Consider the following 23,605-nt stretch of genomic DNA (forward strand, 5'->3'; position numbering starts at 1 on the left):
GCCTTGTCATTCACCCGAAGAACCCCTTTGCGCCTACGGTGCATGCCAACTGGCGTTATTTTGAAATGTATGATAAAGAAGGTAATGTAGTAGACAGCTGGTTTGGCGGAGGCCAGGACCTTACCCCTTACTACCTGTTTGATGAGGATGCAAAACATTTTCACCAAACCTGTAAAACAGCCTGCGACAAACATAACCCTGAATTCTATGCCAAATTCAAAAAGCAATGTGACGAATATTTTTGGAATGCACACCGTGACGAAGCGCGCGGCATAGGTGGATTGTTCTTTGACCATTGCAAAGCCACCGAAGATTTCACAATGGACAACTGGTATAATTTTGCTACCGAAGTTGGTAACAGTTTCCTGGAAGCTTATGTACCTATTCTTGAAAGAAGAAAAGCCATTCCATATAACGATGAGAACCGTACCTGGCAGGAAATACGCCGTGGGCGTTATGTAGAGTTCAACCTTGTACACGATAAGGGTACGCTGTTCGGGCTTAAGACCAACGGCCGTATGGAAAGCATACTGATGAGCCTTCCGCCACATGTGCAATGGGTCTATGACCATCATCCGGCAACGGGAAGCGAAGAAGAACGACTGATAAAAACACTGGCAAATCCGATAGATTGGGTATAAGAAAATACATAACAGCGTTACTATTTACGGGCGGTGGGTGTTTTGCACAAACCGACAGCCTGAAAAATCCCTATATCCAGAAATTTGAAGATAAGATATCAGCACAGCTGTATATGCTTAATACCACAAACCAGTTTTCGCTGAATTACGAGCAGGACAACTTAACAGTAGACCTTGTACCTAATCAGCGGACAACCTTGGGCGTTTCGGTACAATATGACATAATATCCTTTGGTTTTGGTATTGCTCCAAAGTTCTTTTCGGACAATAAGGACAACAAGGATTCAAAAATGATGAATTATAGCCTGTCCTTTTTCCCTGGAAGATGGATGCAGAATTTTGACTTCATTTACCAAAAAGGGATTTCGCTGGAAGTTTCGGGGGTATCCATATATTATCCGGGGCTTAAAACAATGAAATTGGGAGGGAGCACGTCTTATGTATTCAATAAGAATTATTCTTTCAGGGCACTGGCTTTTCAGAGCGAACGCCAACTCAAGAGTGCCGGCAGTTTCGCCCCGCAACTTTCCTACTATTACACCGAGCTGAATGGCAACAAGACCGAAGAACTTAAGGGCAAGAGCTATTTTATAGACATGGCGCTTTCACCGGCCTATAATTACAACTGGGTTATCGCTAAAAAATTCCTCATTGGAGGCGGATTATCCCTTGGAGGCGGAATCACCTACATGAACGATGAAGGCGATGACGAAACCCATTTTTTGGCCACAGCATCGTTAAGTGTGGCTATAGGATATAATTCAGAAACTTTTTATGGCGGGATTTACTCAAAAGGGGTGGCCTCGAACCACAATACCGAAAGCAAAGTAGAAATGAACGATGCCATGAATTATGGCATGGTGTTTTTTGGTTACCGTTTCAATGCGCCGGGAGCCCTGACAAGAGAAAAGAACAAGATTAAAGAGAAGTATAAGTTATAAGTTTACACTTCTGTAGTCCCGGAGGGACGATATATTTATAGAACAAGAAGACATAACATATTTTGAGCTCCGGAGGAGCGGCATATAAAATGGCTGATACCTATTCACAAATATATATACATATCGTTTTTGCCGTAAAAGGGAGAAATAATTTGATTTCAAAAAATTGGAAAGATGAATTGTATAAATATATAACCGGCATTATTACTAACGAAGGACAAAAGTTAATTGCCATAAACGGAATGCCAGACCATATCCATATCCTTATCGGGCTCAAACCATCCGTTGCGTTATCAAATATTGTTAGGGATATCAAGGCAAATTCATCAAAATTCATAAATGAGAGAAAATGGATTGCCGGTAAATTTGAATGGCAACAAGGTTTCGGTGCTTTTTCATGTAGCCATTCACAACTAACAAATGTTATCACCTATATCCAAAATCAGGAAGAGCATCATAAAACAAAAACATTCAGGGAAGAGTACATTGAATTTCTGAAATTATATAATATTGATTTTAAAAGCGAATTTATTTTTGAGGATGTATGATATGCCGCTCCTCCGGAGCTCATTGTCATTGCCTTATTAATTTTCTATAAATATTCCGCTTCTCCGAAGCTTATCCATAGAAGTAGCTGAGTCCCGGAGGAACGAGATATTTATAGAATCGCTACAGCAACATTTAAAAAGCCCTAGAGGGGCGACATATAAAAACAACCTCCTCTAACGAGGAACAATCATAAAATACTATGTTTCCAACACACAGAGACAGACGCCTTAGAACCAATGAATCCATCCGTTCACTGGTTCGTGAAACCATACTGACACCAAACGATTTTATGTTCCCGATGTTCATTGCTGAAGGAACTAATGTTGAAGTGCCTATCCCGTCTATGCCCGGCATCTTCCGCCGTTCTGTAGACCTTACTGTTAAGGAGGTTAAAGAACTCTGGAGCCTTGGCATAAAAGCCGTAAACATTTACGTAAAAGTAGACGACAAGCTAAAAGATAATACAGGCAAAGAAGCATGGAATCCTGAAGGACTAATGCAGCGCGCCATCAAGGCAATTAAAGATGCAGTGCCGGGAATGATAATAATGCCCGATGTTGCCCTTGATCCTTATTCTATTTATGGTCACGATGGCATCATTAAAAATGGTGACGTTGCCAATGATGAAACTGTAGAAGCTTTAGTACGAATGGCTGTTTCGCATGCCGAAGCCGGAGCCGACTTTGCTGCGCCAAGCGATATGATGGACGGCAGGGTATTGCGTCTTCGCCAGGGTCTTGACAGTGCGGGATTTCAGAATGTGGGTATTATGAGCTACAGCGCTAAATATGCTTCTTCATTCTATGGGCCGTTCAGGGATGCGCTTGACAGTGCCCCAAAAGAGTCGGGCTTAGAAGTTCCCAAAGATAAAAAGACGTACCAGATGGATTATGCCAACCGTATTGAAGCTATAAAAGAAGCCCTTCATGATGTGGAAGAAGGTGCCGACATTGTTATGGTAAAACCGGGAATGGCATACCTTGATATCGTTCGCGAGGTGAAAGATGCTGTAAATGTACCGGTATCTGTATACCAGGTGTCGGGTGAATATGCAATGGTAAAGGCAGCATCTGAAAGGGGCTGGCTGGATCACGACAAGATTATGATCGAGCAGCTGTACTGCATTAAACGTGCCGGAGCCGATATTATCTCTACCTACTTTGCCAAAGAAGCCGCTATACTTTTAAATAAATAATTTAACGCCGCCCCTTCATTAATGAAGGGGCGGTTGTTTTTATCTTTGCAAAAACTTTGAAATGAAACACAAACTAATCATCCCTTTTCTTGCCTTATCGCTATGCGCCTGCAAGAAAGAAGAGGAGAAAAAAGAATCGCTATACACTACAACTGAAACTGCCGAAGGTGCAACTGCAAACCTTACTCCATCGGAACAACTGGGACAGGAAATTTTTGACGGCAAGGGCAATTGCTTTTCATGCCATAAACCCGACCAGAAGATCATCGGCCCAAGCGTAATAGAAATAGCTAAGATCTACAAAGAGAAAAAAGGCAATATGGTAGAATTCCTTAAAGGGGAAGGAAAACCATTAGTAGACCCCTCACAATATGAAGTGATGAAAACCAATTTTGCCATCACTAAGAATTTTACTGATGAGGAATTGAAAGCGCTTGAGGATTACTTTATGAGCTTTTTAAAGTAATTTATAATCTATATCCGGATTAGGGTCTAATTTTTCATATAGATGATTTTTTGATAAAACATCATCTATATGATCTATAATAGCATTATTATTTTCGACCATTATAAATGCAAAATCCCATATATCTTTAGAAAAAACAAATCCCCCTATATCGGTTTGGACATGTAATAGAACCTCATCATTATACCAGGCATCTACTAAATCTTTAATTTTTGGATTAAATCCCGATAATGTTGCAAACAAATCTGAAATGAAATTTACTTCCTCTGGACCTGAAATAAATTCAATTAACAGATCATCCGAGCCATAACAAGGCCTTTTGTAATACTTATACATAACTACGGCGCTACAAGCTTAAACCCTATCCTCGGAATATTCTCTATACGGATACTTTCGTCGTCCTTGAATATTTTGCGCAGGCGCGAAATGAATACGTCCATGCTTCGTCCCATGAAATAATCATCCGTGCCCCAAAGAGCGGTAAGTATCTTTTCACGTTTCAGTATGGTGTTCTTGTTATCAATGAAAAGTTTTAGCAATGCTGATTCCCTTTCGGTAAGGCTAATTTTTTCGTCGCCTTTTATCACAACATAATTTTCAGGATCAAAGCTGAAAGAACCAATAGTACAAACGGTGTTTTTGGCAGATGTTGTCTTATGGCTGCGCTGCAGGAATACCTCTATTTTCAGAATAAGCTCCTCAATACTGTAAGGTTTTATCAGGTAATCATCGGCACCGAGCTTAAGCCCCTTGATACGGTCTTCCTTAAGTGTTTTTGCCGAAAGGAAGATGATTGGCACAGCCAGGTTGCGTTCGCGTATGGCGGCAGCCAATTCGAAACCGTCCATTTCTGGAAGCATCACATCCAGTATGCACAGGTCAAATTCCTCTTTTTTAAAAGCATCAAAAGCGGCTGCACCATTGGCAAAATGCACCACATCATAATACTGCTCCAGATTATCGGATGTAAGAAATGCCAGCGTATTATCGTCTTCTACATATAATAGTTTCTTTCGGCTCATACTATGCTGCTTTTAGGAATATGAATGGTAATGGTGATGCCTTTACCTTCATTATTATGAATGCTTATTTTCCAACCGTGAAGTTCGCATATCTTTTTCACATAAAAAAGGCCAATCCCAAATCCCTCTACTTCTGTAGTATTAGGACGCGGCACCCTGTAAAAACGATCGAACACATACTCCAAATGCTCGGGAGCAATGCCCGGGCCATTATCGGTAAAGCTCAAAGTGAGTCCTTTTCCCGCTTCGCCAATGTTAATACTAATTTCCGGTTTACCCGAACTGTATTTCACGGCATTCTCAACAATATTATAGGCGATATTGTAAAAATGGAATTCATCGGCTTTAAGGATGTACTGCGGTTTGGTACTGGTAAGGACGATATTTGCATGCTCAAATTTTATTGCTGCATTTTCCCTTACAAGCTCAAGCGTTTCCACCACGTTAAACTGTTTCTTCTCTAATGCTACCAGCGACGACTCTGTTTTGGCTACCGAAAGAATGCGCTCAATATGCTGGTTGAGCTTATTGCTCTGCTCAATAATGATCTTGAGGTATTTGCTCAGTTTGGGGTCGTTCTCAATTGCCTGCTGTTTAGCGGCATAATTAGACGCGATGAGTATAGACGACAATGGTGTTTTGAACTCATGAGTCATATTGTTGATAAAGTCCTTTTGAAGCTCGGTATATTTTTTTTGCTTCAGCAGCAGGAAAACCGAATACACATATATAACCAGAACAAGGAATAATACCCCTGTATAGATCCAGTATTGCTGTAAGGAAGTAATGTAATTGTAGCGTAATTGCGGAAAACGCACGGCAAAATAGTACACCAGACCTTCCCTTTTGGTAAAGCATTTTTCACATTTCAGCTTATCGGTTCTTGTCTTGCCCGCTGCCGTTATGTATTCGCCATACATCATCTCATCCGATCCGCAGTCGTAAATTGCATATTCGTAGTCCATGTCCAGTTTTACCTTCTGGAATTCGTTTTGAAGATATACCTCTAATATTTCTGCCTCAAAAACATCATTTACATTTACTACATAGTAGTCTTCAGATACTTTTTTTATGGGCGTGGCATTAGGCAGCTCGTTTTTATTGTCCCTGTATATTTTGTTAACCACATCCTGAAGGGCGAAGTGGATCTTCTCTCCCAGCTCTTTCTTTTCGAAGGTATAGGCCTGGTTAAGCATGACTAACTGCATGCTAAGCACCCCCACTATTGCTAGCAGTCCAATAAAAACTATTATATTTAACGTATTGAATTTCAACTTTGGAATGTTATTTGTATAACCGGTACCGGCTCATTGATTAATGCATATCGTTGCCAAAAATAAGGAAACAATAAATACAGTATAAAATTAGTAAAGCCCCACAGATAAAAAACGCTAAAAGACAGTCCGTTAACATGTCATTAACAATACTTTGAAAGCGATTAACAAATTTGTAGGTTTTACTGAATATATTTGTGTTATTGAAAACAGAATAAAATTTATTAACTAATATTAATTGTTTACGATTATGAAAACTTTAAAACTTTCTGCTCTTGCTCTTGTAGGTGCTTTCTTCTTTGTTTCTCAGGGTGCTACTGCACAAACTGCTACAGCTAAAAAACCTGCTGCTGCTCCTGCTGCCGTTGCTGCTCCTGCACAAGAAGCTCCAAAAAACATGACTCCATCTGGAATTACATGGAAAGAAGACACGCACACTTTTGGTGATATTGAAAAAGGAAAACCGGTATCTCACGATTTTACTTTCAAAAACACTACAAAACAAACTGTACTTATCACTAACGTAAAAGCGTCTTGCGGATGTACAGCTACAAACTACACTAAGACTCCTGTTAAACCGGGTGAGTCTGCTACAGTAACTGCAACTTTCAACGCTGCATCTCCTGGAAGCTTTACTAAAAACGTAACTGTTACTACAAACGACAGCGATGTTAACAAAATCCTTACTATCAAAGGTAAAGTATTAGCTCCGGCTAACGAAGCTGCACCAGTTGCTGCTCCGGTAAACCAGTAATTGATACAACATCTTACTATATACTCTTAAGCCACCGCTATGCGGTGGCTTTTTTGCATTAAATGACATGCATGTTTTACTTAAAGAATATTTTGTTTTACAAAATGTAAAGTTTATTTGTCATATTGGAAATTTTATTTTACATTCGTTTGAACTTTAAATCCAATCATCATGAAAACGAATTATTTATTTCCGCACAAATGGAAAGCCATCAGTGGAATTCTGTTTTTTTTAAGCTTTATCGGTTTGGCTATGCTGTTTATCCTTGACAAAAGTACTTTCGAGTTCAAGGCAAATGTATTTGCCTTTATCGGGCAGAAAGACATTTTGGGCGACTACGTCTTTCTGAGTGTTATCGAAGAAAGCATAACAGATGAATTATTAATGCTTTTTTTAATTCCAAGCGGAATCATTTATGCATTCTCTAAAGAAAAACAGGAAGATGAAATGGTTGCTTCCATACGCCTGCACAGCCTTGCATGGTCGACCATCCTCAACTATAGCATCATATTGTTCTGCTATATGTTTATTTACGGATTTCCTTTCCTTAATATAATGATGGTGGCATTACTGTCACAACTGCTTATCTTTATCGCTCTTTTCCGTTACAAAATGTATCGTTTTTATAATACCCGCCAGGATGAAGAATAATATTAAAGTACAGCGCGCCATTTTTAACCTCACCCAGCAGGATCTTGCGGATAAGATTGGCGTAAGCAGGCAAACCATTAATGCTTTGGAAGCCGGAAAATATGTACCTTCAACCGTACTAGCATTAAAGATCTCACAGCTTTTTGAAAAACCGGTAAATGAGATTTTTGAATTAGAGGATGAGGATTAAGAAGTTATTCCGCAGAGACGCGCAGAGTAGGCAAGAAGATTCGCTAAGCTTTTATAACTTCACGAAGTGAAGCTCTTAGAGCGCTCCCAAACCTTAAAAAAAACTCTGTGTCTCTCTGTGTGGACTTAGTGTATCTCTGCGGTACAAAACAAATACTATCTTTACAAAAAACAATCCAAATGCAGCAGGCCCATATAAAAACACCGCTAGGCATCACCCTTATTGAGGGCGATGAAAACGGTATTGCCAAAATATGGGTGTTGAATGAAGAAATTCCGGTTACGAAAAAAATCCCTGCAGTTCTTAAAGATGCCGCACAACAGCTGACCGAATATTTTGAAGGCAGCCGTAATACTTTCGATTTCCCACTCAATCCTCAAGGAACCGATTTCCAGAAAAAAGTATGGAAAGCCCTGCTCGAAATTCCATTCGGCAAGACCACATCCTATCAGGAATTGTCCATAAAACTGGGCGATGTAAAAGCAATCCGTGCCGTGGCCTCGGCCAATGGAAAGAATCCGCTTTGGGTAGTTGTACCCTGTCATAGAGTCATTGGGTCCGATGGTTCACTTACCGGTTATGCCGGAGGATTATGGCGCAAAAAGTGGCTGATCGAACACGAAACTCCGCCGATACAACAGAGTTTATTTTAGACTTTATACGAAATTAATTTAACCACCCCGCCCTACGGGCACCCCTCCAAAGGAGGGGAATTCTACTCATTCCAAAAATAACATAAGAGTAAGTTTCCCCTCCTTTGGAGGGGTGGCTGAAAGCCGGGGTGGTTAATCAATAATATGATTGTTCCAAAACATTTTTTATGTAAATTCGTCATAACATCCTAACCGATACTTATGAAAAAATTCCTGCTTTGGTTTGTCGGTATTATCGCCGCCATCATCATATTGCTGTACATTTTTGATGTAGATTACCTTATAAAAGCCGTTCGCGTAGTTTACTTGCATGGCAAAACAACCGCCTACCTTGATGACTATACCCATTTCGATAACCGTACCATCAAAAAAGGAACAGCGCAGCCATGGGCAACCCATAAAGACTATAACAAAGTAAAAGCTACCCAAAGACTTGAAGATGTTCATAAAGAACTGGGTACTGTCGCTTACCTCATTATAAAAAATGACAGCATATGGCATGAAAGCTATTATGACGGTTATACTAAAGACTCAAAATCCAACTCTTTCTCAATGGCAAAAACGGTGGTTACTGCCGCCATGTTCAAAGCCATTATGGAAGGAAAAATAAAAAGCCTCGACCAAAAGGTATCTGATTATTTTCCCGAATTCGGCAAAGGCCTTGCAGCAAAGCTCACCGTAGGCGACCTTTCGTCTATGAGTACCGGCCTTGACTGGGGAGAACAGTACAGCAGTGCGTTTTCTATCACGACCCGTGCTTACTTTGGCGATCATTTATGGGATACCATGCTTGCCGTTCCTGTGATAAAAGAACCGGGAAAGGAATTCGAATACGTAAGTGGCGCTACCGAACTATTGGCGATGGTAATTACCAAAGCTACAGGCGAAACACTATCTGACTATGTTTCTAAAAAATTCTGGCAGCCAATGGGTGCCGACAACGATGCCCTGTGGCAAATAGACAAACCTGACGGCATTGAGAAAGCATATTGCTGTATTGCCAGCAACGCCCGCGATTTTGCACGTTTCGGTAAATTGCTAAAGCATAATGGCAAATGGAATAACGAACAAATACTGGACAGCACAGCTGTAGCAAAAATGACACATGCGCGTTTTCCGGCATCTCCGCAATATGCCTATGGCGTATGGCTTAACAACTATATGGGCAAAGAGATGTATTACCTTCGCGGACATCTGGGACAATTTGTGATTGTGATTCCGCAAGACGATATAATGATCGTTCGTTTAGGCCACATCAAAGGCCTTCAGACGACAACCGATGCGCACAGCAACGACTTTTATGTATATGTAGACGAAGCCTACAAAATGATGGGATTGATCAAACCCACCGAAGGCAAAGGCAACAGCCTGCCAATGACAAAAGAAGAGGCGGAAATAAAAGGGATGAAATAACGAGTTCATAACCTGCAAGGTCTCGAAGACCTTGTAGGTTTAACCAAAATAACACCTACAAGGTTTTTAAAACCTTGTAGGAGCAAAAACATGATAGAAAGAATAAACCTTGAAAATATACTTTTCCTCGATATAGAAACTGTCCCGGAGCATTCCAATTTTAATGAATGTGATGAGGAAACACAGTTGTTATATGACCTGAAGACGCACTATCAGCGCAAGGATGGGCAGTCGCCCGAAGAGTTCTATGAACGGGCGGGCATTTGGGCTGAGTTCGGTAAGATCGTATGCATCTCCGTTGGTTATTTTACTTTTAAAGGCGATATACGCCATTTCAGGGTCACCTCCTTTCACGGCGACGAGCCTAAGATACTCAAGGACTTCAACAACCTGCTGAACAATCATTTCAGTCAGCCACAACATATTATGTGTGGGCATAACGCCAAGGAATTTGACTTCCCTTTCATCGCCCGACGCATGATCATCAACAATGTTGCAATACCATTAAAGCTAAACCTCTTTGGCAAAAAGCCCTGGGAAATACCTCATCTCGACACTATGGAGCTATGGAAATTTGGCGACTATAAAAGCTTCACCTCCCTGAAACTGCTCACCAAAATATTAGGCATCCCTTCACCAAAAGGCGATATCGACGGCAGCCAGGTAGGATACGTTTACCATGTAGAAAAAGATATTGACCGTATTGTAACCTACTGCGAAAAAGATGTTATTGCCACAGCGCAGGTGCTGCTTCGTTTCCGTAGGGAAGAACTATTGATCGATGATGAAATAATACATGTGTAAATCGGCCATCCAATAAGCTGAAAACTGCGACTGTGACTGCGACTAAAAATCCGTACTTTTACAGCATGAAAGATTTTCCAAGTTTATATGTAGCCCAAATTGATAATAAGGTAGTTGTTTGCAACTCTAACCTAAAGGATTTTGTAATCTCGCTTAACAGCGTAGTAAAAAACCTGAAACCCTATATGTTCTATTACAGGCTTTTCAAAAAGATAGATTATATAGAACACGTAACCGAAGACGGCCGTAAATTTTACCTGCAGAAAGTATTTTAATCCTTTTTCATCTCTGTGATTACACACCCCTAACCCCTCTCAAGAGGGGAACAGCTTCACTCATAGTGGAACAATTGAGTGAAGCTAAGGCCTTCAGCTTTGTGGCGTGAAGCAAATTATTGGATGAGGCGTTAAAAAGATTTTCTGTTTGAGCGGAGCGAGTTCAAATCTTTTAGCCGAAGTCAATAATTTGTAGCCTAAAAAGCTGCTGCCTTGAATTTTTGTTTCTTTTGTTTCAAGACAAAAGAAAGAATAGTATTTTTATCCTCATGAACAATCCCTTGCTCCACATAGACCATGTTACCATTTCGGCTCGAAAAGAAGGCCAGTGGAATCCTATTGTTAAGGACAGCTCGTTTACGCTGAACCAAAACGAGATACTGGGTATTGTGGGTGAGTCAGGCTCTGGCAAATCGGTTACTTCATTAGCCATTATGGGACTGCTCCCAAATGGCATATTAGAGATAACCGAAGGCAAGATAGCGTTTGACGGCAAAGACATTTCGGCCATGAGCCAAAAGGAGTTGCGCAATCTTCGTGGCAACGAAATTGCCATGATATTCCAGGAGCCTATGAGTTCGCTGAATCCCTCATTAAAATGTGGCTATCAGGTAGAGGAGATCTTAAAAGAACACACCGACCTTACAGATAAACAGATAAAACAGGAAGTACTTTCGTTATTCGAAAAGGTAAAGCTTCCTAACCCTGAAAAGATATACAACCGCTATCCGCATGAGATATCGGGCGGACAAAAGCAGCGTGTCATGATTGCCATGGCGATTGCCTGCAAACCGAAAATACTCATTGCCGACGAACCTACTACCGCGCTTGACGTTACGGTTCAGAAGGAAATAATCCTGTTGCTGAAAGAACTACAGCAGGAAACCAAGATGAGCATCCTTTTCATCTCGCACGACCTTTCTTTAGTGTCCGAGATTGCCAACAGGGTTATCGTGATGTTTCGTGGTGAAATTGTGGAACAGGGCGATGCAAAAGAAATTTTCAGCAATCCAAAGCATACCTATACCCAGGCGCTGATAAGCTCAAGGCCGTCGCTTGATGTTCGCCTGAAGCGTCTGCCTACTATTCAGGATTATCTTGAAAACATCGTAAACCCCGAAGAGGTAACACCGCAGCAGCGTGCCAAACGTTTGGAAAAACTATACAGCCAGACACCTCTGCTTGAGGTAAAGAATGTAGAGAAAGAGTATGTATCATCAGCAGGAATATTGGGCAAAAACGTGCACTTTAAAGCCGTTGACGATGTAAGCTTTAAAATATACGAAGGCGAAACGCTGGGCCTTGTAGGCGAATCGGGTTGTGGCAAGTCGACGCTTGGCAATGCCATATTGCAACTCGATAAAGCCACAGCAGGAACCATACTATACCGTGGTGTTGACCTGACTAAATTATCCGATAAGGATATCCGCGCTTTGCGCAAAGAGATACAGATCATCTTCCAGGATCCGTATTCATCGCTTAATCCGCGTATCACTGTAGGCAAAGCAATAATGGAACCAATGCAGGTGCATAAGCTTTATAAGAACGAGAAGGAACGCCGCGAAAAGACTATCGAAATATTAAACCGTGTGGGATTGGGTGAAGAACACTTTAACCGTTACCCCCATGAATTCTCAGGGGGTCAGAGACAGCGTATTGGCATTGCCCGTACCATTGCCCTACAGCCCAAGCTTATCGTATGTGACGAGTCGGTTTCTGCTTTGGATATTTCGGTACAGGCACAGGTCCTGAACCTGCTTAACGAACTAAAAGAAAACTTTGGATTTACCTATATCTTCATTTCGCACGACCTTGCCGTGGTCAAATACATGAGCGATCAGGTACTGGTAATGAATAAAGGAAAAATAGAAGAAATGAACGAAGCCGATGCCCTCTATGAGCATCCACAGAAAGAATATACCAAAAAGCTTATTGCTGCAATACCGAAAACATAGTTTTCATTCGCAGTGACAGTTTTCAGTTCATGCTGTGTCATTCTGAATGGAGTGAAACGGAATGAAGAATCTCTTATCAATAACTATAGATTCTTCCTTCGTCAGAATGACAAAATTCCAATTAATAAAATAAAAAAAACCCTTTCAGTTGAAAGGGCTTTTACGTATACTGTTCTGATTAATCAATCACCATTTCAGGGATATCACCTTCAATGATAAGATTACCTTCAGTCGCTTTTATAATATCTTCTACGGTTACGCCCGGAGCACGCTCAAGCAATTTGAAGCCTTCCGGTACGATCTCAAGAACCGCAAGCTCAGTAACTACTTTCTTGACGCAGCCTACGCCCGTTAGCGGCAGCGAACAACGCTTAAGCAGTTTCGATTCGCCCGCTTTGTTCACGTGCATCATGGCAACAATGATGTTTTCGGCAGAAGCCACAAGATCCATCGCGCCACCCATGCCTTTAACCATTTTACCCGGAATCTTCCAGTTGGCAATATCACCATTCTCAGCTACTTCCATAGCGCCAAGAATAGTAAGGTCTACCTTTTGTGCGCGTATCATTCCGAAGCTTAAGGCCGAATCAAAGAATGATGCACCCGGCAATGTAGTGATCGTTTGTTTTCCTGCGTTGATGATATCAGCATCTTCTTCGCCTTCAAACGGAAACGGACCCATGCCCAGTACTCCGTTCTCGCTTTGGAATTCTACCGATATATCGTGCCTAACGTAATTGGCAACAAGGGTTGGTATACCAATACCAAGGTTAACAAAGTAACCATCTTTTACTTCTTTCGCGATTCGCTTCGCGATTTGTTCCTTACCTAGTGCCATATTAACTTCTTTGTCTTACAGTTCGTTGTTCAATTCTTTTCTCATATTTCTCTCCCTGGAAAATTCGCTGAACGAATATACCCGGAATATGGATCTGGTTAGGGTCAAGTGTTCCTGCAGGAACAAGCTCTTCAACCTCAGCAACGGTGATTTTTGCAGCACCGGCCATACATGAGTTAAAGTTTCTTGCCGTACCTTTAAATATAAGGTTACCTGCTTCGTCACCTTTCCATGCTTTTACGATAGAAAATTCAGCTTTGAAAGCCTCTTCCATAATGTGCATCTTGCCATTGAATTCGCGTGCCTCTTTACCTTCGGCCACTTCAGTTCCGTAACCTGCAGGTGTATAAAATGCAGGGATACCTGCCTGTGCAGCACGGCATTTCTCTGCAAGCGTACCTTGTGGCGTAAGTTCAACTTCAAGCTCGCCGCTAAGCATCTGTCTTTCAAATTCGGCATTTTCACCTACATACGACGATATCATTTTTTTGATCTGTTTCTTTTGCAGCAGCAATCCAAGGCCAAAATCATCTACCCCTGCATTGTTAGAAATACAAGTAAGGTTCGTCGTGCCTTTAGTAACCAGTTCGTTGATGCTGTTTTCAGGAATACCGCAAAGGCCAAACCCGCCAAGCATTATGGTCATGCCGTCTTTTATATCGTGCAACGCTTCGCTAACGTTTTGCACTTTTTTATTAATCATACAATAGAATTTAATTTTCGCGTATAAATATATAAAAAAACGCCTTCTTTCGAAGACGTTTTATATAATTTTATATTCCACCAAACTCGGACATGTCTACATCCAGTGAGTCTGTTGCGGTAGTATCTTTGACGACAGCCCGTGCACAATCTACCTTTATCGATAGGTTTGCCGGCCTTTCAAAAGGCCTTTCCGAAATCTTAAAGGTCATGGTGTCATCGGCATAACATTTCTTCATGTATAAACCGAATATCGGTAGTGCCATTGTAGCACCCTGACCATAGACAAGGTTCTTAAAGTGTGCCGAACGGTCTTCGTTACCTACCCATACGCCTGTGGCAAGGTTAGGCACCATACCTACGAACCAACCATCAGACTGGTTTTGCGTTGTTCCGGTCTTACCTGCTATCGGATTTGTGAGTGCATACGGATATCCCGTCATACGATTATAGCCGGTACCTCCTGCTCCGCCCCATTTTAGCCTTGCTCCCGATCCACTCTCGGTAACACCTTCAAGCAGTTTTATGATAGCATAAGCAATGTCTTTGCTCAATACATCTTTCGTTTGCATTTTACTTTGAAAAAGCAGTATCCCGTTCTTATCTTCGATCTTGTTGATCACTATCGGTTTAATATAAACACCCTGGTTGGCAAATGTGCTATAAGCAGCTACCATGTCACTAACCGTGATGTCTACCGCTCCAAGGGCTATAGACGGCTGCTCGGGTATTTTGCTTTCTACACCCAGCTTATGAGTAAGGTCTACAACCGCTTTAGGACCTACCCTGTCTATAAGCTTAGCCGAAATCGTATTTACAGAGTTTGCCAATGCTTTTTTAAGGGTGATCGGGCCTAAAAACTGCCCGTTAGAGTTTTGCGGATTCCAGTCGGCATCAATGCCATATTTACCTTTAGGCATACTAAATGGCGCATCTACAACAGTATCACATGGCGATAAGTGCAGCTGTTCGATAGCCGCAGCATATACAAATGGCTTGAAGGTAGAGCCTACCTGCCTTGCTCCCTGCTGAACGTGATCGTACTGGAAGTGCTTGTAATTGATACCACCTACCCATGCCTTAACGTGCCCATCGATAGGATTCATAGACATAACCCCTGTCTGAAGGAAATGCTTGTAATAACGTATCGAGTCCAGCGGAGTCATGATAGTGTCTTTTTCACCTTTCCAGGTAAACACGGTCATGTCAGTCTTAACCTTAAATGACGCAATGATCTCATCATCGTCTTTACCTTGGTCGCTCATCAGTCTCCAACGTTCAGAGTTGCGCATGGCGCGGTCAAGTATCTTTTCCGTTTCTACTTTAGATATATTGATGAACGGTGCATTTGTATTCTTTTTCTGCTGGATGAAGAACTCCTCCTGAAGGTTGGCCAAATGCTCGTCTACCGCTTCTTCGGCATACTTTTGCATTTTAGAATCAATAGTGGTGTATATTTTTAAACCATCACGGTAAATATCATACTCCGAACCATCATCTTTCTTATTATCCTTAACCCATTTCTTCATGTAATCCCTAAGGTATTCCCTGAAGTAGGTTGCTACACCCTCATTATGGCTTTCCGGGTTATAATCGGTAACGATGGGTTTGGCAGCCAGTTTCTCTTTTACTGCTTCATCAAGTTTGCCGTTCTTAACCATCTGGCTTAAAACAGTATTTCTTCGTGCAAGTACTTTCTCTTTTCTTTTCTCCTTCATTGGGTTGTACAATGATGGGTTCTTCAACATGCCCACCAGTACAGCAGCCTCTTCGACCTTAAGGTCTTTAGGCTCCTTGCCAAAATATATTTTTGAAGCCGAACGTATTCCTACTGCGTGGTTTACAAAGTCGACCGTATTAAAATACATCGCGATGATCTCTTCTTTGGTATATTGCCTTTCAAGCTTCGTGGCGATAATCCATTCTTTAGCTTTCTGTACAATCCTGAAAACGAAGAATCTCGATCCTTCTCCATGGAAAAGGTTTTTAGCAAGCTGTTGTGTAATGGTACTCGCACCACCGCTACCGCCCAGGGTTACTATAGCCCTTAATGTACCTTTGGTATCAATCCCCGAGTGCTCAAAGAAACGCTCATCTTCGGTTGATATCAGTGCGTCTACTAATGGCTTTGGCAAATCGGCATATTTAACCGGCGTACGGTTCTCAAGATAGAACTTACCTATCGTTTCACCATCTTCTGATATAATTTCTGTTGCTACATTAGAATCAGGGTTCTCAAGCTGCTCGAAATCGGGCATGCTGCCGAATACTCCCCATGATGCCAGAAGGAAGAACAGGAATACTGACGCAAGGCCAATCCAGAATATCTTCCAGAATTTTTTTACAAAATATTCTACCGGATGATCTCCGGAACTTGCATTTGATTTTTTAGTTGTCTTCTTTATCGCCATCTTCACTATTATTCTGTTGACTCAATTCTGAAACCTACATCGGTAACACCTTCCAGTTCATTAACTCCCGGAACCGCACCGCCTTTTCTCACAGCCTGCTGAATGCTCACGGTATACTTGCCCGGCTTAGGGAACCTCACTTTTTCTTTGTACCAAAGCTTGCTTTCCTTAATATCGGTAAAACCTTCTCCCATCAGGGTTCCATCAGGGTTCGCCATCGGATACTCGAGCGTATCTACCTTTACAAGCTTGCTGCCCGGCTCCTGAAGCTCAACGATCAGGAACAGGTTGTTGTATGGATAACTGTTGTTATTCCTAACGTTAATAAACATATTATATTTTGACACCGTGTCTTTCTGGTCAAAGCTAAACGACACCTTGTTGTCTTTTTTCCACTTGCCATCCAGGGCTTTATACTCGTCAAACACCCTTGTCTTGTCGCAGGAACTCACTAAAAGAAGCACTGCCAGAACAGCAAGACTATTCCGTAGGGCTCCCACCGGTATTCTTGTCGTTACCATTGTTATCGTTAGGATTTTTTTTATTGCCATTCCTGTTTCTATGGTTTCGGTTCTTATTTCTGTCGTTAGGCTTTCTCTCACCTGTCGGACTATCGCCAGAAGGATTTTCACCTTGGGGCTTCTCTCCCTGGGGCTTTTGCAGCCTATCGGCATTATTGTTCCTGTTATCAGGCCTTCTTTCGCCTTTTTGCCTGTTATTGTTGTTCCTGTCGTTAGGCTTTCTTTCCCCGGCAGGCTTATCGTTAGCGATTCTTTCAGGACGGTCAGGGCGGCTATCCCTTGCCTCTTTATTGGCAGGAACAATCTTATTGCTCGGCCTTTCTCCCGCAGGACGTTCAGGTCTTTTTTCTCCGGCAACCGGCTCACGCCTTTTGTTATCCTTATTCGGTCTTTTCTTTTTCTTAGGTGCATCAAAACGTGTAAGGCTGTCCTGACCCATCGCGTTCTGGAATGTTTTTTCTACTTCCGGAGCCACTTCTTCCACCGCATAATCCTCTAATGAAGCCACACGCTGCTTTAGTTTATTAAGGTCAATGATCTCTTTAACCTGCTCCGCTTTAAGCACATGCCAGTGTGCCATATTATTAGTATAGGCAAACCACATCAGCCCTTTAAAGATGTCTATCTTTTGGCATACGGCATCCCCTTTTTCGGTATATAATTTGGTGTCCATATCCGGCAGGCCTTTAAGAGCATCCAGATAGGTATCGAGTTCGTAGTTAAGGCAGCATTTCAGCTTACCGCACTGTCCGGCAAGTTTTTGCGGATTCAGTGATAATTGCTGGTAACGTGCCGCAGAGGTATTTACACTCCTGAAATCAGTCAGCCATGTAGAGCAGCAAAGTTCGCGCCCGCATGATCCTATACCTCCAAGACGTGAAGCTTCCTGGCGGAAACCTACCTGTTTCATCTCAATACGGGTACTGAATTCACGTGCAAAATCCTTGATCAGCTGGCGGAAATCTACGCGGTCGTTTGCCGTATAGTAGAATGTCGCTTTCGAGCCATCTCCCTGAAATTCGATATCCGATATCTTCATTTCAAGAGCAAGCCTGATCGCTATCTCCCTTGCCACCACCTTCATAGGCTCTTCCTTATCACGTGCATCACTCCAGATATCAATATCTTTTTGTGATGCTTTCCTGTAAACCTTCGCTATTTCGGCGTTGTTCTTTACATTCTTTTTCTTCATCTGTACCTTAACCAGTTCGCCGGTCAGGGTAACAATACCTATATCGTGACCCGGAGAAGCTTCTGTAGCAACAATGTCGCCCATGCTCAGGGTTATTTTTTCGCTATTGCGGTAAAATTCTTTTCGCCCGTTCTTAAAGCGCACCTCAACACAGTCAAAAGGCGCTTCACCTCCCGGGAGGGTCATATTTGCAAGCCAGTCAAAAACAGTTAGTTTATTACAACTGTCTGTTCCGCAGGTCCCGTTATTTTTACATCCCCTGGGTTGTCCATCTTTGGAGCCCGTAGAACAGTTTGTACATGCCATAATTCGTGTTTATATATAGATCGCGGTCGTACCGCTACTCGTTCGTAAAAATGTTTTGCGGGTAAAGATAGCATTTTTTTGCGGGAATGTTGTAAAGGCTGATGTTTGGGGTATGGGTTACGTAGAAGATGTTGATTATCATTGTTTACGTTAATAAGAAACATAACGACTTCCCCCCTCCTTTAGAGTCCCGATAGCTATCAGGACGTAGGGTGAGGTGGTTTTTCGATTCAGTTTAACCATCCCTGCTTTCAGCCACGCCTCCAAAGGAGGGAAAGCTTACTCATACATATCACAAAGGCAAGACCACAAAAAAAACCTGCACTCTCATGCAGGTTCCATTTAGTATATATTAAAAGGTGTTACCCTATAATTTTAAACAATTTATCCGAAAGGCGAATCCTGAACGGAACACTAAAGGTTACTTTATCGCCTTTTACAGCTGTAGTACCATCCTGTCCGTTAACGCGCATTTTTTCGATAACCAATTGCTCTTCGCCTGTAGTAGGGCCTGAAATAATAACGGTATCGCCAACATGAAGTTCCTGGTTCTCGATGATGAACTGGCCTACCTCGGCTTTAGGGAAATAGTGTTCGCCTTTACCTACAAGCGTTTTCTTTATTCTTGGACGAACGGTTTTTGTTTTGGTAGCCGAACCTAATGTAACATCAGAGACAGCCTCTCCCGTTTTCTTGAAGGTAAGACGGTCAGCCTTGCCTTTTTTGAAGATCATGTTTCCGTTCATGATGCCACGGCGAAGTGCTCTTTGTTCCTCTTCCGGCATATGGAAAATATCCTGGCAGGCTGATGAACAACAATTGTCTGAAGCCTCTTTACATTCATCACACTGGATGAACAATAAGTGGCACGCCTCATTAAAACAGTTGGTATGGTTGTCGCACGGTTTACCGCACTGGTGGCATTGCGAAACGATATCGTCAGTAATACGCTCACCAAGGCGGGCATCGAATACGAAGTTCTTACCTATGAATTTGCTTTCAAGGCCTTCAGCCTTTACCTGGCGTGTATATTCAATGATACCGCCCTCAAGCTGGTATACATTCTGGAAACCTTTATGTTTAAAGAACGCCGATGCTTTTTCGCACCGGATACCTCCGGTACAGTACATCAGCAGGTTTTTACCTTCTTTATGTTCTGCTAATTGCTCTTCGATGATAGGGAGTGATTCACGGAACGTGTCCACATCCGGAGTGATGGCACCACGGAAATGTCCGATCTCACTTTCGTAGTGGTTACGCATATCGACCACGATAGTGTTGGGGTCTTCCAGCATAGTGTTGAATTCCTGCGCCTTCAGGTGAATCCCGATATTGGTCACATCAAAAGTATCGTCGTTAAGTCCGTCGGCAACGACTTTATCACGTACTTTAATAGTAAGCTTAAGGAACGAAAGGTCGTCCTGCTCTACCGCCACATTAAGGCGGATTCCGTTAAGGAACGGTATGGTACCTAAGTGGTCTTTGAATTCGTAGAAATGATCTGCAGGAAGCGAAAGTTGGGCGTTGATACCTTCTTTGGCAACGTATATCCTACCAAGTACCTCCAGTGGGTTCCAGGCTAAGAAAAGCGAATCGCGAAATTGTTTTGGATCAGGGATTTTTGCGTAGGCGTAGAAAGACAGCGTAAGGCGCTGTTTGCCGCTTTCCTCGATAAGGGCGGTTCTTTCTTCTGCGCTTAAAGTGTTGAACAGTTGCATGCTATACAATTTTAAGTGAGATATTCAATATGTACCGGTTCACAATGGCGGAACCGGGTGCAAAGGTAGAAATTTTTGGGAAATGGGCAAATGGTTATCCCTTTTTGAGGTGTTTCAATATTTTCTTAGGCTCCTGGCGATTATCCCAAAAAGCGGTGACTACGATTTTAGATGTGTCAAATTGATAAAATATACTATAATGCCCTAAAGATACAGCATGCATATTTTTATGCTCAGTCTTTTTCCCAATTTCAGGATTTATTTTAAGGATATCTGTACGCTCCTTAATTTTTGTAAATAGCTTTAAAGAATATGAAACGCTTCCGTTTCTCTCATTCCAATATTCAAAAATTAAGTTTCGTTGACGAAGTGCCGTTTCAGTCCAAAACACTTTTAACGCCATCCGGAGTCTAATTTATCTAAATCATCTTCAGATATAAGTCTTCCATTAGCTATGTCGTCTTCACTCATTGCCAGCATTTCCAATTGCTCAGAAGACAAACCAACGACCTCTTCATCCTTAGCAGATTCAAAAATTGTACTTATTGCCTGAAGAAGCTTTTCATTTTTAGTTGCAAGTATTCTGTCAATCAATCCGTTTTTTATATTTTCAATTGCAGTCATATTCATTCAACATTTATAAAACAAAGTTAGGGAAATTTGTTTTTCTTTAAATATTCTATATGTAACATTAAATATAATCTTTTTCAAACGACAATAATCTCCTATATGTTTTAAAAAAAATTAAAGATGTGACAACCAAACCTAATCCCAAACCAATTAAAACACCTTCGCCAAAACTGTCAAATAAATTACCTATTCCACATCCTAAAAGACAAAAACCTACTATTGTAAACATAGTCCCCAAATAATATATTTTATTTCTTTTCATACTATTTCTGAATTTTTTTATGTAACTCAACATATTTATTATACAACTCCTTTTTCTTTATATCAGAGACAGAGCCTATTTCAGATTCTTTTTTAGCACCCTCCCATTCCAATTTCAGCAAATACTGAGTGATCGTTATAAGTTCATTTATTGAAGAAGTAGGATCATTTTTTTCTCCAGACTTTAAAAGTATCTGATCTATTAAATTAATGATTTTATTATCCCAATATTTATCTTCTGGATTTAAATAAAGCCTAATCAAAAATTTTAAGCTATCAGCTTCTTTGTGTAATTCCCAAACTTGCTCTTTTTGTAACTTATAGATTCTTTTATTATAGCTGTACGCTAAAGCACAGAATCGAGAAATGTTTTCTCTTAAATCTTGAATATATTTAATTCTAGAAGCCGTTACTGAATTTATAAATGTGGTCTTTTTTACATTTCTAAATGTGATTATAAGATTAAAAACTCCGATAAAAAAGGTTAGCCCTACACCAATTAACGTTACTATTTCTGTATTTGACATACTTATATTTTATATATAAAACTACAAAATTTTTCTCAAAAAATCCTTTCTTGTAAGAATTTTTTTAATTCTTTCAATCAAAAATAAACTTATCCACAACCCTCACCCTCACATTGCCACACCAAAAAAAAGCATTATTTTTACCCAAAATCATATACAAAAAATGAGCGGAGATATAGAAGCAAAAAAGAAGGCGTTACAGCTTACATTAGATAAGCTGGACAAGTCTTATGGTAAAGGAACTGTAATGCGTTTAGGCGACAAAGCCGTAGAAGAAGTTGAAGCAATCCCATCAGGATCGCTGGGCGTAGACCTTGCCCTTGGCGTTAATGGTTACCCCCGCGGAAGAATAATAGAAATATATGGACCTGAATCGTCAGGTAAAACTACACTTACGCTTCACGCTATCGCTGAGGCTCAAAAAGCAGGCGGTATAGCCGCCTTTATCGATGCTGAGCATGCATTTGACCGCAGCTATGCTGAGAAGCTTGGTGTAGATATCGAAAACCTTATTATATCACAGCCGGACAACGGTGAACAGGCACTTGAGATCGCTGAGAACCTTATCCGTTCAGGTGCTATCGATATTGTTGTAATTGACTCGGTTGCTGCTCTTACACCTAAGAGCGAGATCGAAGGCGAGATGGGAGATTCTAAAATGGGTCTTCACGCACGTTTGATGTCTCAGGCTTTGAGAAAACTTACGGCTACGATCAGTAAAACCAACTGTACGGTATTCTTCATCAACCAGCTTCGTGAGAAGATCGGTGTGATGTTTGGTAACCCTGAAACCACTACCGGTGGTAACGCACTTAAATTCTACGCTTCGGTAAGGATAGACATCCGCCGTGCAGCGCAGATCAAAGACGGTGAGAATGTAATAGGTAACCGTACCAAAGTAAAGATCGTTAAGAACAAAGTAGCACCTCCTTTTAAAACGGCTGAATTCGACATCATGTATGGTGAAGGCGTTTCTAAAACAGGTGAGATTCTTGACCTTGCAGTGGAGTTCGAGATCATCAAGAAATCGGGCTCATGGTTCAGCTACGGCGATACCAAATTAGGCCAGGGACGTGATGCTGTCAAATCACTGATAAAAGACAATCCGGAACTTGCCGATGAGCTGGAACTGAAAATAAAAGACATGATTAAAGAACAAGCTTCTTAATTAAATATCAAAACCCGATTTTTTCGGGTTTTTTTATTGTTATTACGCAACCTTTTACGTTTTTTGTATCTATCTATAAACCGGTTTTTTACGCTGAACGATTTATGAAAAAGATTTTACTATTATTTACTGCATTATTTATCATTTCTTCCTGTTCCCTTGACCCGGATGAAGATGTTAGATATAATGTCGAATTCTTACCTATTGAGGCTGTACTTATCCCTGAATATGTAGTGCCCGGGCACACTTATGAGGTAAGGGCAAAATTCATCAAACCTAATGGCTGCTACCTGTTTGACCGCTTTCATTCTGAAAAAGACGGAGAATCTGTTATTATAGCTGTACAGACAATGGTGCGCCAGGAAGGGGAATGCAAAAAATACGAAACCAATACCATAGAGGAAAGATCCTTTACCTTTTCATGCGATGAATCGTATACCAGTTCCAATGCCTATTATTTTAAATTTTTTAGAGGCCTTGATGTAGAAGGCAATAAAACATATACACAGGTAATGATACCCGTTAAACTATAACTTAAACTAACATAG

28 protein-coding genes are annotated in these 23,605 nt (G+C 41.3%); 15 read left to right on the forward strand and 13 right to left on the reverse strand.

The features are described 5' to 3' along the window. The 5 genes from hemF to ACX0HA_RS09445 form a co-directional block, all read left to right on the forward strand. Positions 1–641, forward strand: a 641-nt coding sequence (hemF, locus tag ACX0HA_RS09425) for an oxygen-dependent coproporphyrinogen oxidase (RefSeq protein ID WP_458845025.1), incomplete at its 5' end; no start/stop codon positions are given. Beyond that, positions 632–1,582: a DUF4421 family protein gene (locus ACX0HA_RS09430; RefSeq protein WP_458845026.1), complete on the forward strand. Its 951-nt coding sequence runs from the start codon at positions 632–634 to the stop codon at positions 1,580–1,582. The genes hemF and ACX0HA_RS09430, both read left to right, overlap by 10 nt. Positions 1,583–1,671: 89 nt before the next feature. Beyond that, positions 1,672–2,130: an IS200/IS605 family transposase gene (gene tnpA / locus ACX0HA_RS09435; RefSeq protein ID WP_458845027.1), complete on the forward strand. Its 459-nt coding sequence runs from the start codon at positions 1,672–1,674 to the stop codon at positions 2,128–2,130. A gap of 200 nt (positions 2,131–2,330) precedes the next feature. After that, entirely contained in the window at positions 2,331–3,326 is a 996-nt protein-coding gene (gene hemB, locus ACX0HA_RS09440; RefSeq protein WP_458845028.1) for a porphobilinogen synthase, read from the forward strand. 61 nt (positions 3,327–3,387) lie between these two features. Next, on the forward strand, positions 3,388–3,792 hold the full coding sequence (locus ACX0HA_RS09445; RefSeq protein WP_458845029.1) for a c-type cytochrome: 405 nt from the start codon (positions 3,388–3,390) through the stop codon (positions 3,790–3,792). Here the strand turns inward: ACX0HA_RS09445 and ACX0HA_RS09450 are convergent. Genes ACX0HA_RS09450 through ACX0HA_RS09460 form a run of 3 tightly spaced genes read right to left on the reverse strand, consistent with a single transcriptional unit; the run spans position 3,784 to position 6,088 of the window. After that, complete coding sequence (locus tag ACX0HA_RS09450; RefSeq protein WP_458845030.1) at positions 3,784–4,128, reverse strand: hypothetical protein; 345 nt, start codon at positions 4,126–4,128, stop codon at positions 3,784–3,786. The two genes, ACX0HA_RS09445 and ACX0HA_RS09450, sit on opposite strands and share 9 nt — an antisense overlap. 2 nt (positions 4,129–4,130) lie before the next feature. After that, positions 4,131–4,814, reverse strand: a complete 684-nt coding sequence (locus ACX0HA_RS09455) for a response regulator transcription factor (RefSeq protein ID WP_458845031.1) — start codon at positions 4,812–4,814, stop codon at positions 4,131–4,133. Further along, complete coding sequence (locus ACX0HA_RS09460) at positions 4,811–6,088, reverse strand: sensor histidine kinase (protein WP_458845032.1); 1,278 nt, start codon at positions 6,086–6,088, stop codon at positions 4,811–4,813. The genes ACX0HA_RS09455 and ACX0HA_RS09460 overlap by 4 nt, the downstream gene beginning before the upstream one ends. A gap of 250 nt (positions 6,089–6,338) precedes the next feature. On the opposite strand from ACX0HA_RS09460, the gene ACX0HA_RS09465 reads away from it, so the two are divergent. The 8 genes from ACX0HA_RS09465 (at position 6,339) to ACX0HA_RS09500 (ending at position 12,783) form a co-directional block, all read left to right on the forward strand. Next, positions 6,339–6,842 (forward strand): DUF1573 domain-containing protein, encoded by a 504-nt coding sequence (locus ACX0HA_RS09465; RefSeq protein ID WP_458845033.1) that lies wholly within the window; start codon positions 6,339–6,341, stop codon positions 6,840–6,842. A 171-nt stretch (positions 6,843–7,013) separates the two neighbouring features. Then, positions 7,014–7,493, forward strand: coding sequence for a hypothetical protein (locus ACX0HA_RS09470; protein WP_458845034.1), 480 nt, complete (start codon positions 7,014–7,016; stop codon positions 7,491–7,493). Continuing rightward, positions 7,483–7,683 carry a helix-turn-helix transcriptional regulator gene (locus ACX0HA_RS09475; protein WP_458845035.1) on the forward strand — a complete coding sequence of 67 codons (201 nt, stop codon included), beginning with the start codon at positions 7,483–7,485 and terminating at the stop codon, positions 7,681–7,683. The genes ACX0HA_RS09470 and ACX0HA_RS09475 overlap by 11 nt, the downstream gene beginning before the upstream one ends. Positions 7,684–7,862: 179 nt before the next feature. After that, the gene (locus ACX0HA_RS09480) at positions 7,863–8,336 is read left to right on the forward strand and encodes a methylated-DNA--[protein]-cysteine S-methyltransferase (RefSeq protein ID WP_458845036.1); all 474 of its coding nucleotides are present in this window, start codon (positions 7,863–7,865) and stop codon (positions 8,334–8,336) included. A 201-nt stretch (positions 8,337–8,537) separates the two neighbouring features. Continuing rightward, entirely contained in the window at positions 8,538–9,749 is a 1,212-nt protein-coding gene (locus ACX0HA_RS09485) for a serine hydrolase domain-containing protein (RefSeq protein ID WP_458845037.1), read from the forward strand. Positions 9,750–9,839: 90 nt separating this feature from the next. After that, positions 9,840–10,553, forward strand: a complete 714-nt coding sequence (locus ACX0HA_RS09490) for a 3'-5' exonuclease (RefSeq protein ID WP_458845038.1) — start codon at positions 9,840–9,842, stop codon at positions 10,551–10,553. A gap of 32 nt (positions 10,554–10,585) precedes the next feature. Beyond that, a complete protein-coding gene (locus ACX0HA_RS09495) occupies positions 10,586–10,828 on the forward strand; it encodes a hypothetical protein (RefSeq protein ID WP_458845039.1) in 243 nt (80 codons plus the stop codon). Between the two features lie 269 nt (positions 10,829–11,097). Then, positions 11,098–12,783 (forward strand): ABC transporter ATP-binding protein, encoded by a 1,686-nt coding sequence (locus tag ACX0HA_RS09500; RefSeq protein ID WP_458845040.1) that lies wholly within the window; start codon positions 11,098–11,100, stop codon positions 12,781–12,783. A gap of 178 nt (positions 12,784–12,961) precedes the next feature. Here the strand turns inward: ACX0HA_RS09500 and ACX0HA_RS09505 are convergent, their stop codons facing one another. The 10 genes from ACX0HA_RS09505 to ACX0HA_RS09550 form a co-directional block, all read right to left on the reverse strand. After that, the gene (locus tag ACX0HA_RS09505; RefSeq protein WP_114758661.1) at positions 12,962–13,621 is read right to left on the reverse strand and encodes a 3-oxoacid CoA-transferase subunit B; all 660 of its coding nucleotides are present in this window, start codon (positions 13,619–13,621) and stop codon (positions 12,962–12,964) included. Between the two features lies 1 nt (position 13,622). Next, on the reverse strand, positions 13,623–14,324 hold the full coding sequence (locus ACX0HA_RS09510; protein ID WP_458845041.1) for a CoA transferase subunit A: 702 nt from the start codon (positions 14,322–14,324) through the stop codon (positions 13,623–13,625). A 70-nt stretch (positions 14,325–14,394) separates the two neighbouring features. Continuing rightward, entirely contained in the window at positions 14,395–16,734 is a 2,340-nt protein-coding gene (locus ACX0HA_RS09515; RefSeq protein ID WP_458845042.1) for a penicillin-binding protein 1A, read from the reverse strand. 8 nt (positions 16,735–16,742) lie between these two features. Continuing rightward, the gene (locus ACX0HA_RS09520) at positions 16,743–17,255 is read right to left on the reverse strand and encodes a gliding motility lipoprotein GldH (RefSeq protein ID WP_458845043.1); all 513 of its coding nucleotides are present in this window, start codon (positions 17,253–17,255) and stop codon (positions 16,743–16,745) included. Further along, positions 17,215–18,753 (reverse strand): PSP1 domain-containing protein, encoded by a 1,539-nt coding sequence (locus ACX0HA_RS09525; RefSeq protein WP_458845044.1) that lies wholly within the window; start codon positions 18,751–18,753, stop codon positions 17,215–17,217. Before ACX0HA_RS09525 ends, ACX0HA_RS09520 begins: the two co-directional genes overlap by 41 nt. 362 nt (positions 18,754–19,115) lie before the next feature. Then, on the reverse strand, positions 19,116–20,471 hold the full coding sequence (trhO, locus tag ACX0HA_RS09530) for an oxygen-dependent tRNA uridine(34) hydroxylase TrhO (RefSeq protein ID WP_458845045.1): 1,356 nt from the start codon (positions 20,469–20,471) through the stop codon (positions 19,116–19,118). A gap of 94 nt (positions 20,472–20,565) precedes the next feature. Next, positions 20,566–20,874, reverse strand: coding sequence for a type II toxin-antitoxin system RelE/ParE family toxin (locus ACX0HA_RS09535; protein ID WP_458845046.1), 309 nt, complete (start codon positions 20,872–20,874; stop codon positions 20,566–20,568). Further along, positions 20,865–21,095, reverse strand: a complete 231-nt coding sequence (locus ACX0HA_RS09540) for a hypothetical protein (protein WP_458845047.1) — start codon at positions 21,093–21,095, stop codon at positions 20,865–20,867. Before ACX0HA_RS09540 ends, ACX0HA_RS09535 begins: the two co-directional genes overlap by 10 nt. 67 nt (positions 21,096–21,162) lie before the next feature. Continuing rightward, positions 21,163–21,363: a hypothetical protein gene (locus tag ACX0HA_RS09545; RefSeq protein ID WP_458845048.1), complete on the reverse strand. Its 201-nt coding sequence runs from the start codon at positions 21,361–21,363 to the stop codon at positions 21,163–21,165. Between the two features lies 1 nt (position 21,364). Continuing rightward, entirely contained in the window at positions 21,365–21,889 is a 525-nt protein-coding gene (locus tag ACX0HA_RS09550) for a hypothetical protein (protein WP_458845049.1), read from the reverse strand. A gap of 163 nt (positions 21,890–22,052) precedes the next feature. Between ACX0HA_RS09550 and recA the strand changes: the two genes are divergently transcribed. Beyond that, complete coding sequence (gene recA, locus ACX0HA_RS09555; RefSeq protein ID WP_458845050.1) at positions 22,053–23,057, forward strand: recombinase RecA; 1,005 nt, start codon at positions 22,053–22,055, stop codon at positions 23,055–23,057. Positions 23,058–23,161: 104 nt separating this feature from the next. Further along, positions 23,162–23,590, forward strand: a complete 429-nt coding sequence (locus ACX0HA_RS09560; protein WP_458845051.1) for a membrane lipoprotein lipid attachment site-containing protein — start codon at positions 23,162–23,164, stop codon at positions 23,588–23,590. Positions 23,591–23,605: the final 15 nt, after the last annotated feature.

This window comes from Flavobacterium hauense, assembly GCF_054457175.1.

Excerpts from the sequence above, each read along its gene's own strand:
- ACX0HA_RS09480 (WP_458845036.1), top strand. The coding sequence starts at position 7,863 with ATGCAGCAGGCCCATATAAAAACACCGCTAGGCATCACCCTTATTGAG.
- ACX0HA_RS09545 (WP_458845048.1), bottom strand. The coding sequence starts at position 21,363 with ATGAAAAGAAATAAAATATATTATTTGGGGACTATGTTTACAATAGTA.
- ACX0HA_RS09445 (WP_458845029.1), top strand. The coding sequence starts at position 3,388 with ATGAAACACAAACTAATCATCCCTTTTCTTGCCTTATCGCTATGCGCC.
- tnpA (WP_458845027.1), top strand. The coding sequence starts at position 1,672 with ATGGCTGATACCTATTCACAAATATATATACATATCGTTTTTGCCGTA.
- ACX0HA_RS09515 (WP_458845042.1), bottom strand. The coding sequence starts at position 16,734 with ATGGCGATAAAGAAGACAACTAAAAAATCAAATGCAAGTTCCGGAGAT.
- hemB (WP_458845028.1), top strand. The coding sequence starts at position 2,331 with ATGTTTCCAACACACAGAGACAGACGCCTTAGAACCAATGAATCCATC.
- ACX0HA_RS09475 (WP_458845035.1), top strand. The coding sequence starts at position 7,483 with ATGAAGAATAATATTAAAGTACAGCGCGCCATTTTTAACCTCACCCAG.
- ACX0HA_RS09525 (WP_458845044.1), bottom strand. The coding sequence starts at position 18,753 with ATGGCATGTACAAACTGTTCTACGGGCTCCAAAGATGGACAACCCAGG.
- trhO (WP_458845045.1), bottom strand. The coding sequence starts at position 20,471 with ATGCAACTGTTCAACACTTTAAGCGCAGAAGAAAGAACCGCCCTTATC.
- ACX0HA_RS09510 (WP_458845041.1), bottom strand. The coding sequence starts at position 14,324 with ATGATTAATAAAAAAGTGCAAAACGTTAGCGAAGCGTTGCACGATATA.
- ACX0HA_RS09560 (WP_458845051.1), top strand. The coding sequence starts at position 23,162 with ATGAAAAAGATTTTACTATTATTTACTGCATTATTTATCATTTCTTCC.
- recA (WP_458845050.1), top strand. The coding sequence starts at position 22,053 with ATGAGCGGAGATATAGAAGCAAAAAAGAAGGCGTTACAGCTTACATTA.
- ACX0HA_RS09520 (WP_458845043.1), bottom strand. The coding sequence starts at position 17,255 with ATGGTAACGACAAGAATACCGGTGGGAGCCCTACGGAATAGTCTTGCT.
- ACX0HA_RS09485 (WP_458845037.1), top strand. The coding sequence starts at position 8,538 with ATGAAAAAATTCCTGCTTTGGTTTGTCGGTATTATCGCCGCCATCATC.
- ACX0HA_RS09450 (WP_458845030.1), bottom strand. The coding sequence starts at position 4,128 with ATGTATAAGTATTACAAAAGGCCTTGTTATGGCTCGGATGATCTGTTA.
- ACX0HA_RS09455 (WP_458845031.1), bottom strand. The coding sequence starts at position 4,814 with ATGAGCCGAAAGAAACTATTATATGTAGAAGACGATAATACGCTGGCA.
- ACX0HA_RS09500 (WP_458845040.1), top strand. The coding sequence starts at position 11,098 with ATGAACAATCCCTTGCTCCACATAGACCATGTTACCATTTCGGCTCGA.
- ACX0HA_RS09535 (WP_458845046.1), bottom strand. The coding sequence starts at position 20,874 with ATGGCGTTAAAAGTGTTTTGGACTGAAACGGCACTTCGTCAACGAAAC.
- ACX0HA_RS09490 (WP_458845038.1), top strand. The coding sequence starts at position 9,840 with ATGATAGAAAGAATAAACCTTGAAAATATACTTTTCCTCGATATAGAA.
- ACX0HA_RS09465 (WP_458845033.1), top strand. The coding sequence starts at position 6,339 with ATGAAAACTTTAAAACTTTCTGCTCTTGCTCTTGTAGGTGCTTTCTTC.
- ACX0HA_RS09505 (WP_114758661.1), bottom strand. The coding sequence starts at position 13,621 with ATGGCACTAGGTAAGGAACAAATCGCGAAGCGAATCGCGAAAGAAGTA.
- ACX0HA_RS09550 (WP_458845049.1), bottom strand. The coding sequence starts at position 21,889 with ATGTCAAATACAGAAATAGTAACGTTAATTGGTGTAGGGCTAACCTTT.
- ACX0HA_RS09470 (WP_458845034.1), top strand. The coding sequence starts at position 7,014 with ATGAAAACGAATTATTTATTTCCGCACAAATGGAAAGCCATCAGTGGA.
- ACX0HA_RS09540 (WP_458845047.1), bottom strand. The coding sequence starts at position 21,095 with ATGACTGCAATTGAAAATATAAAAAACGGATTGATTGACAGAATACTT.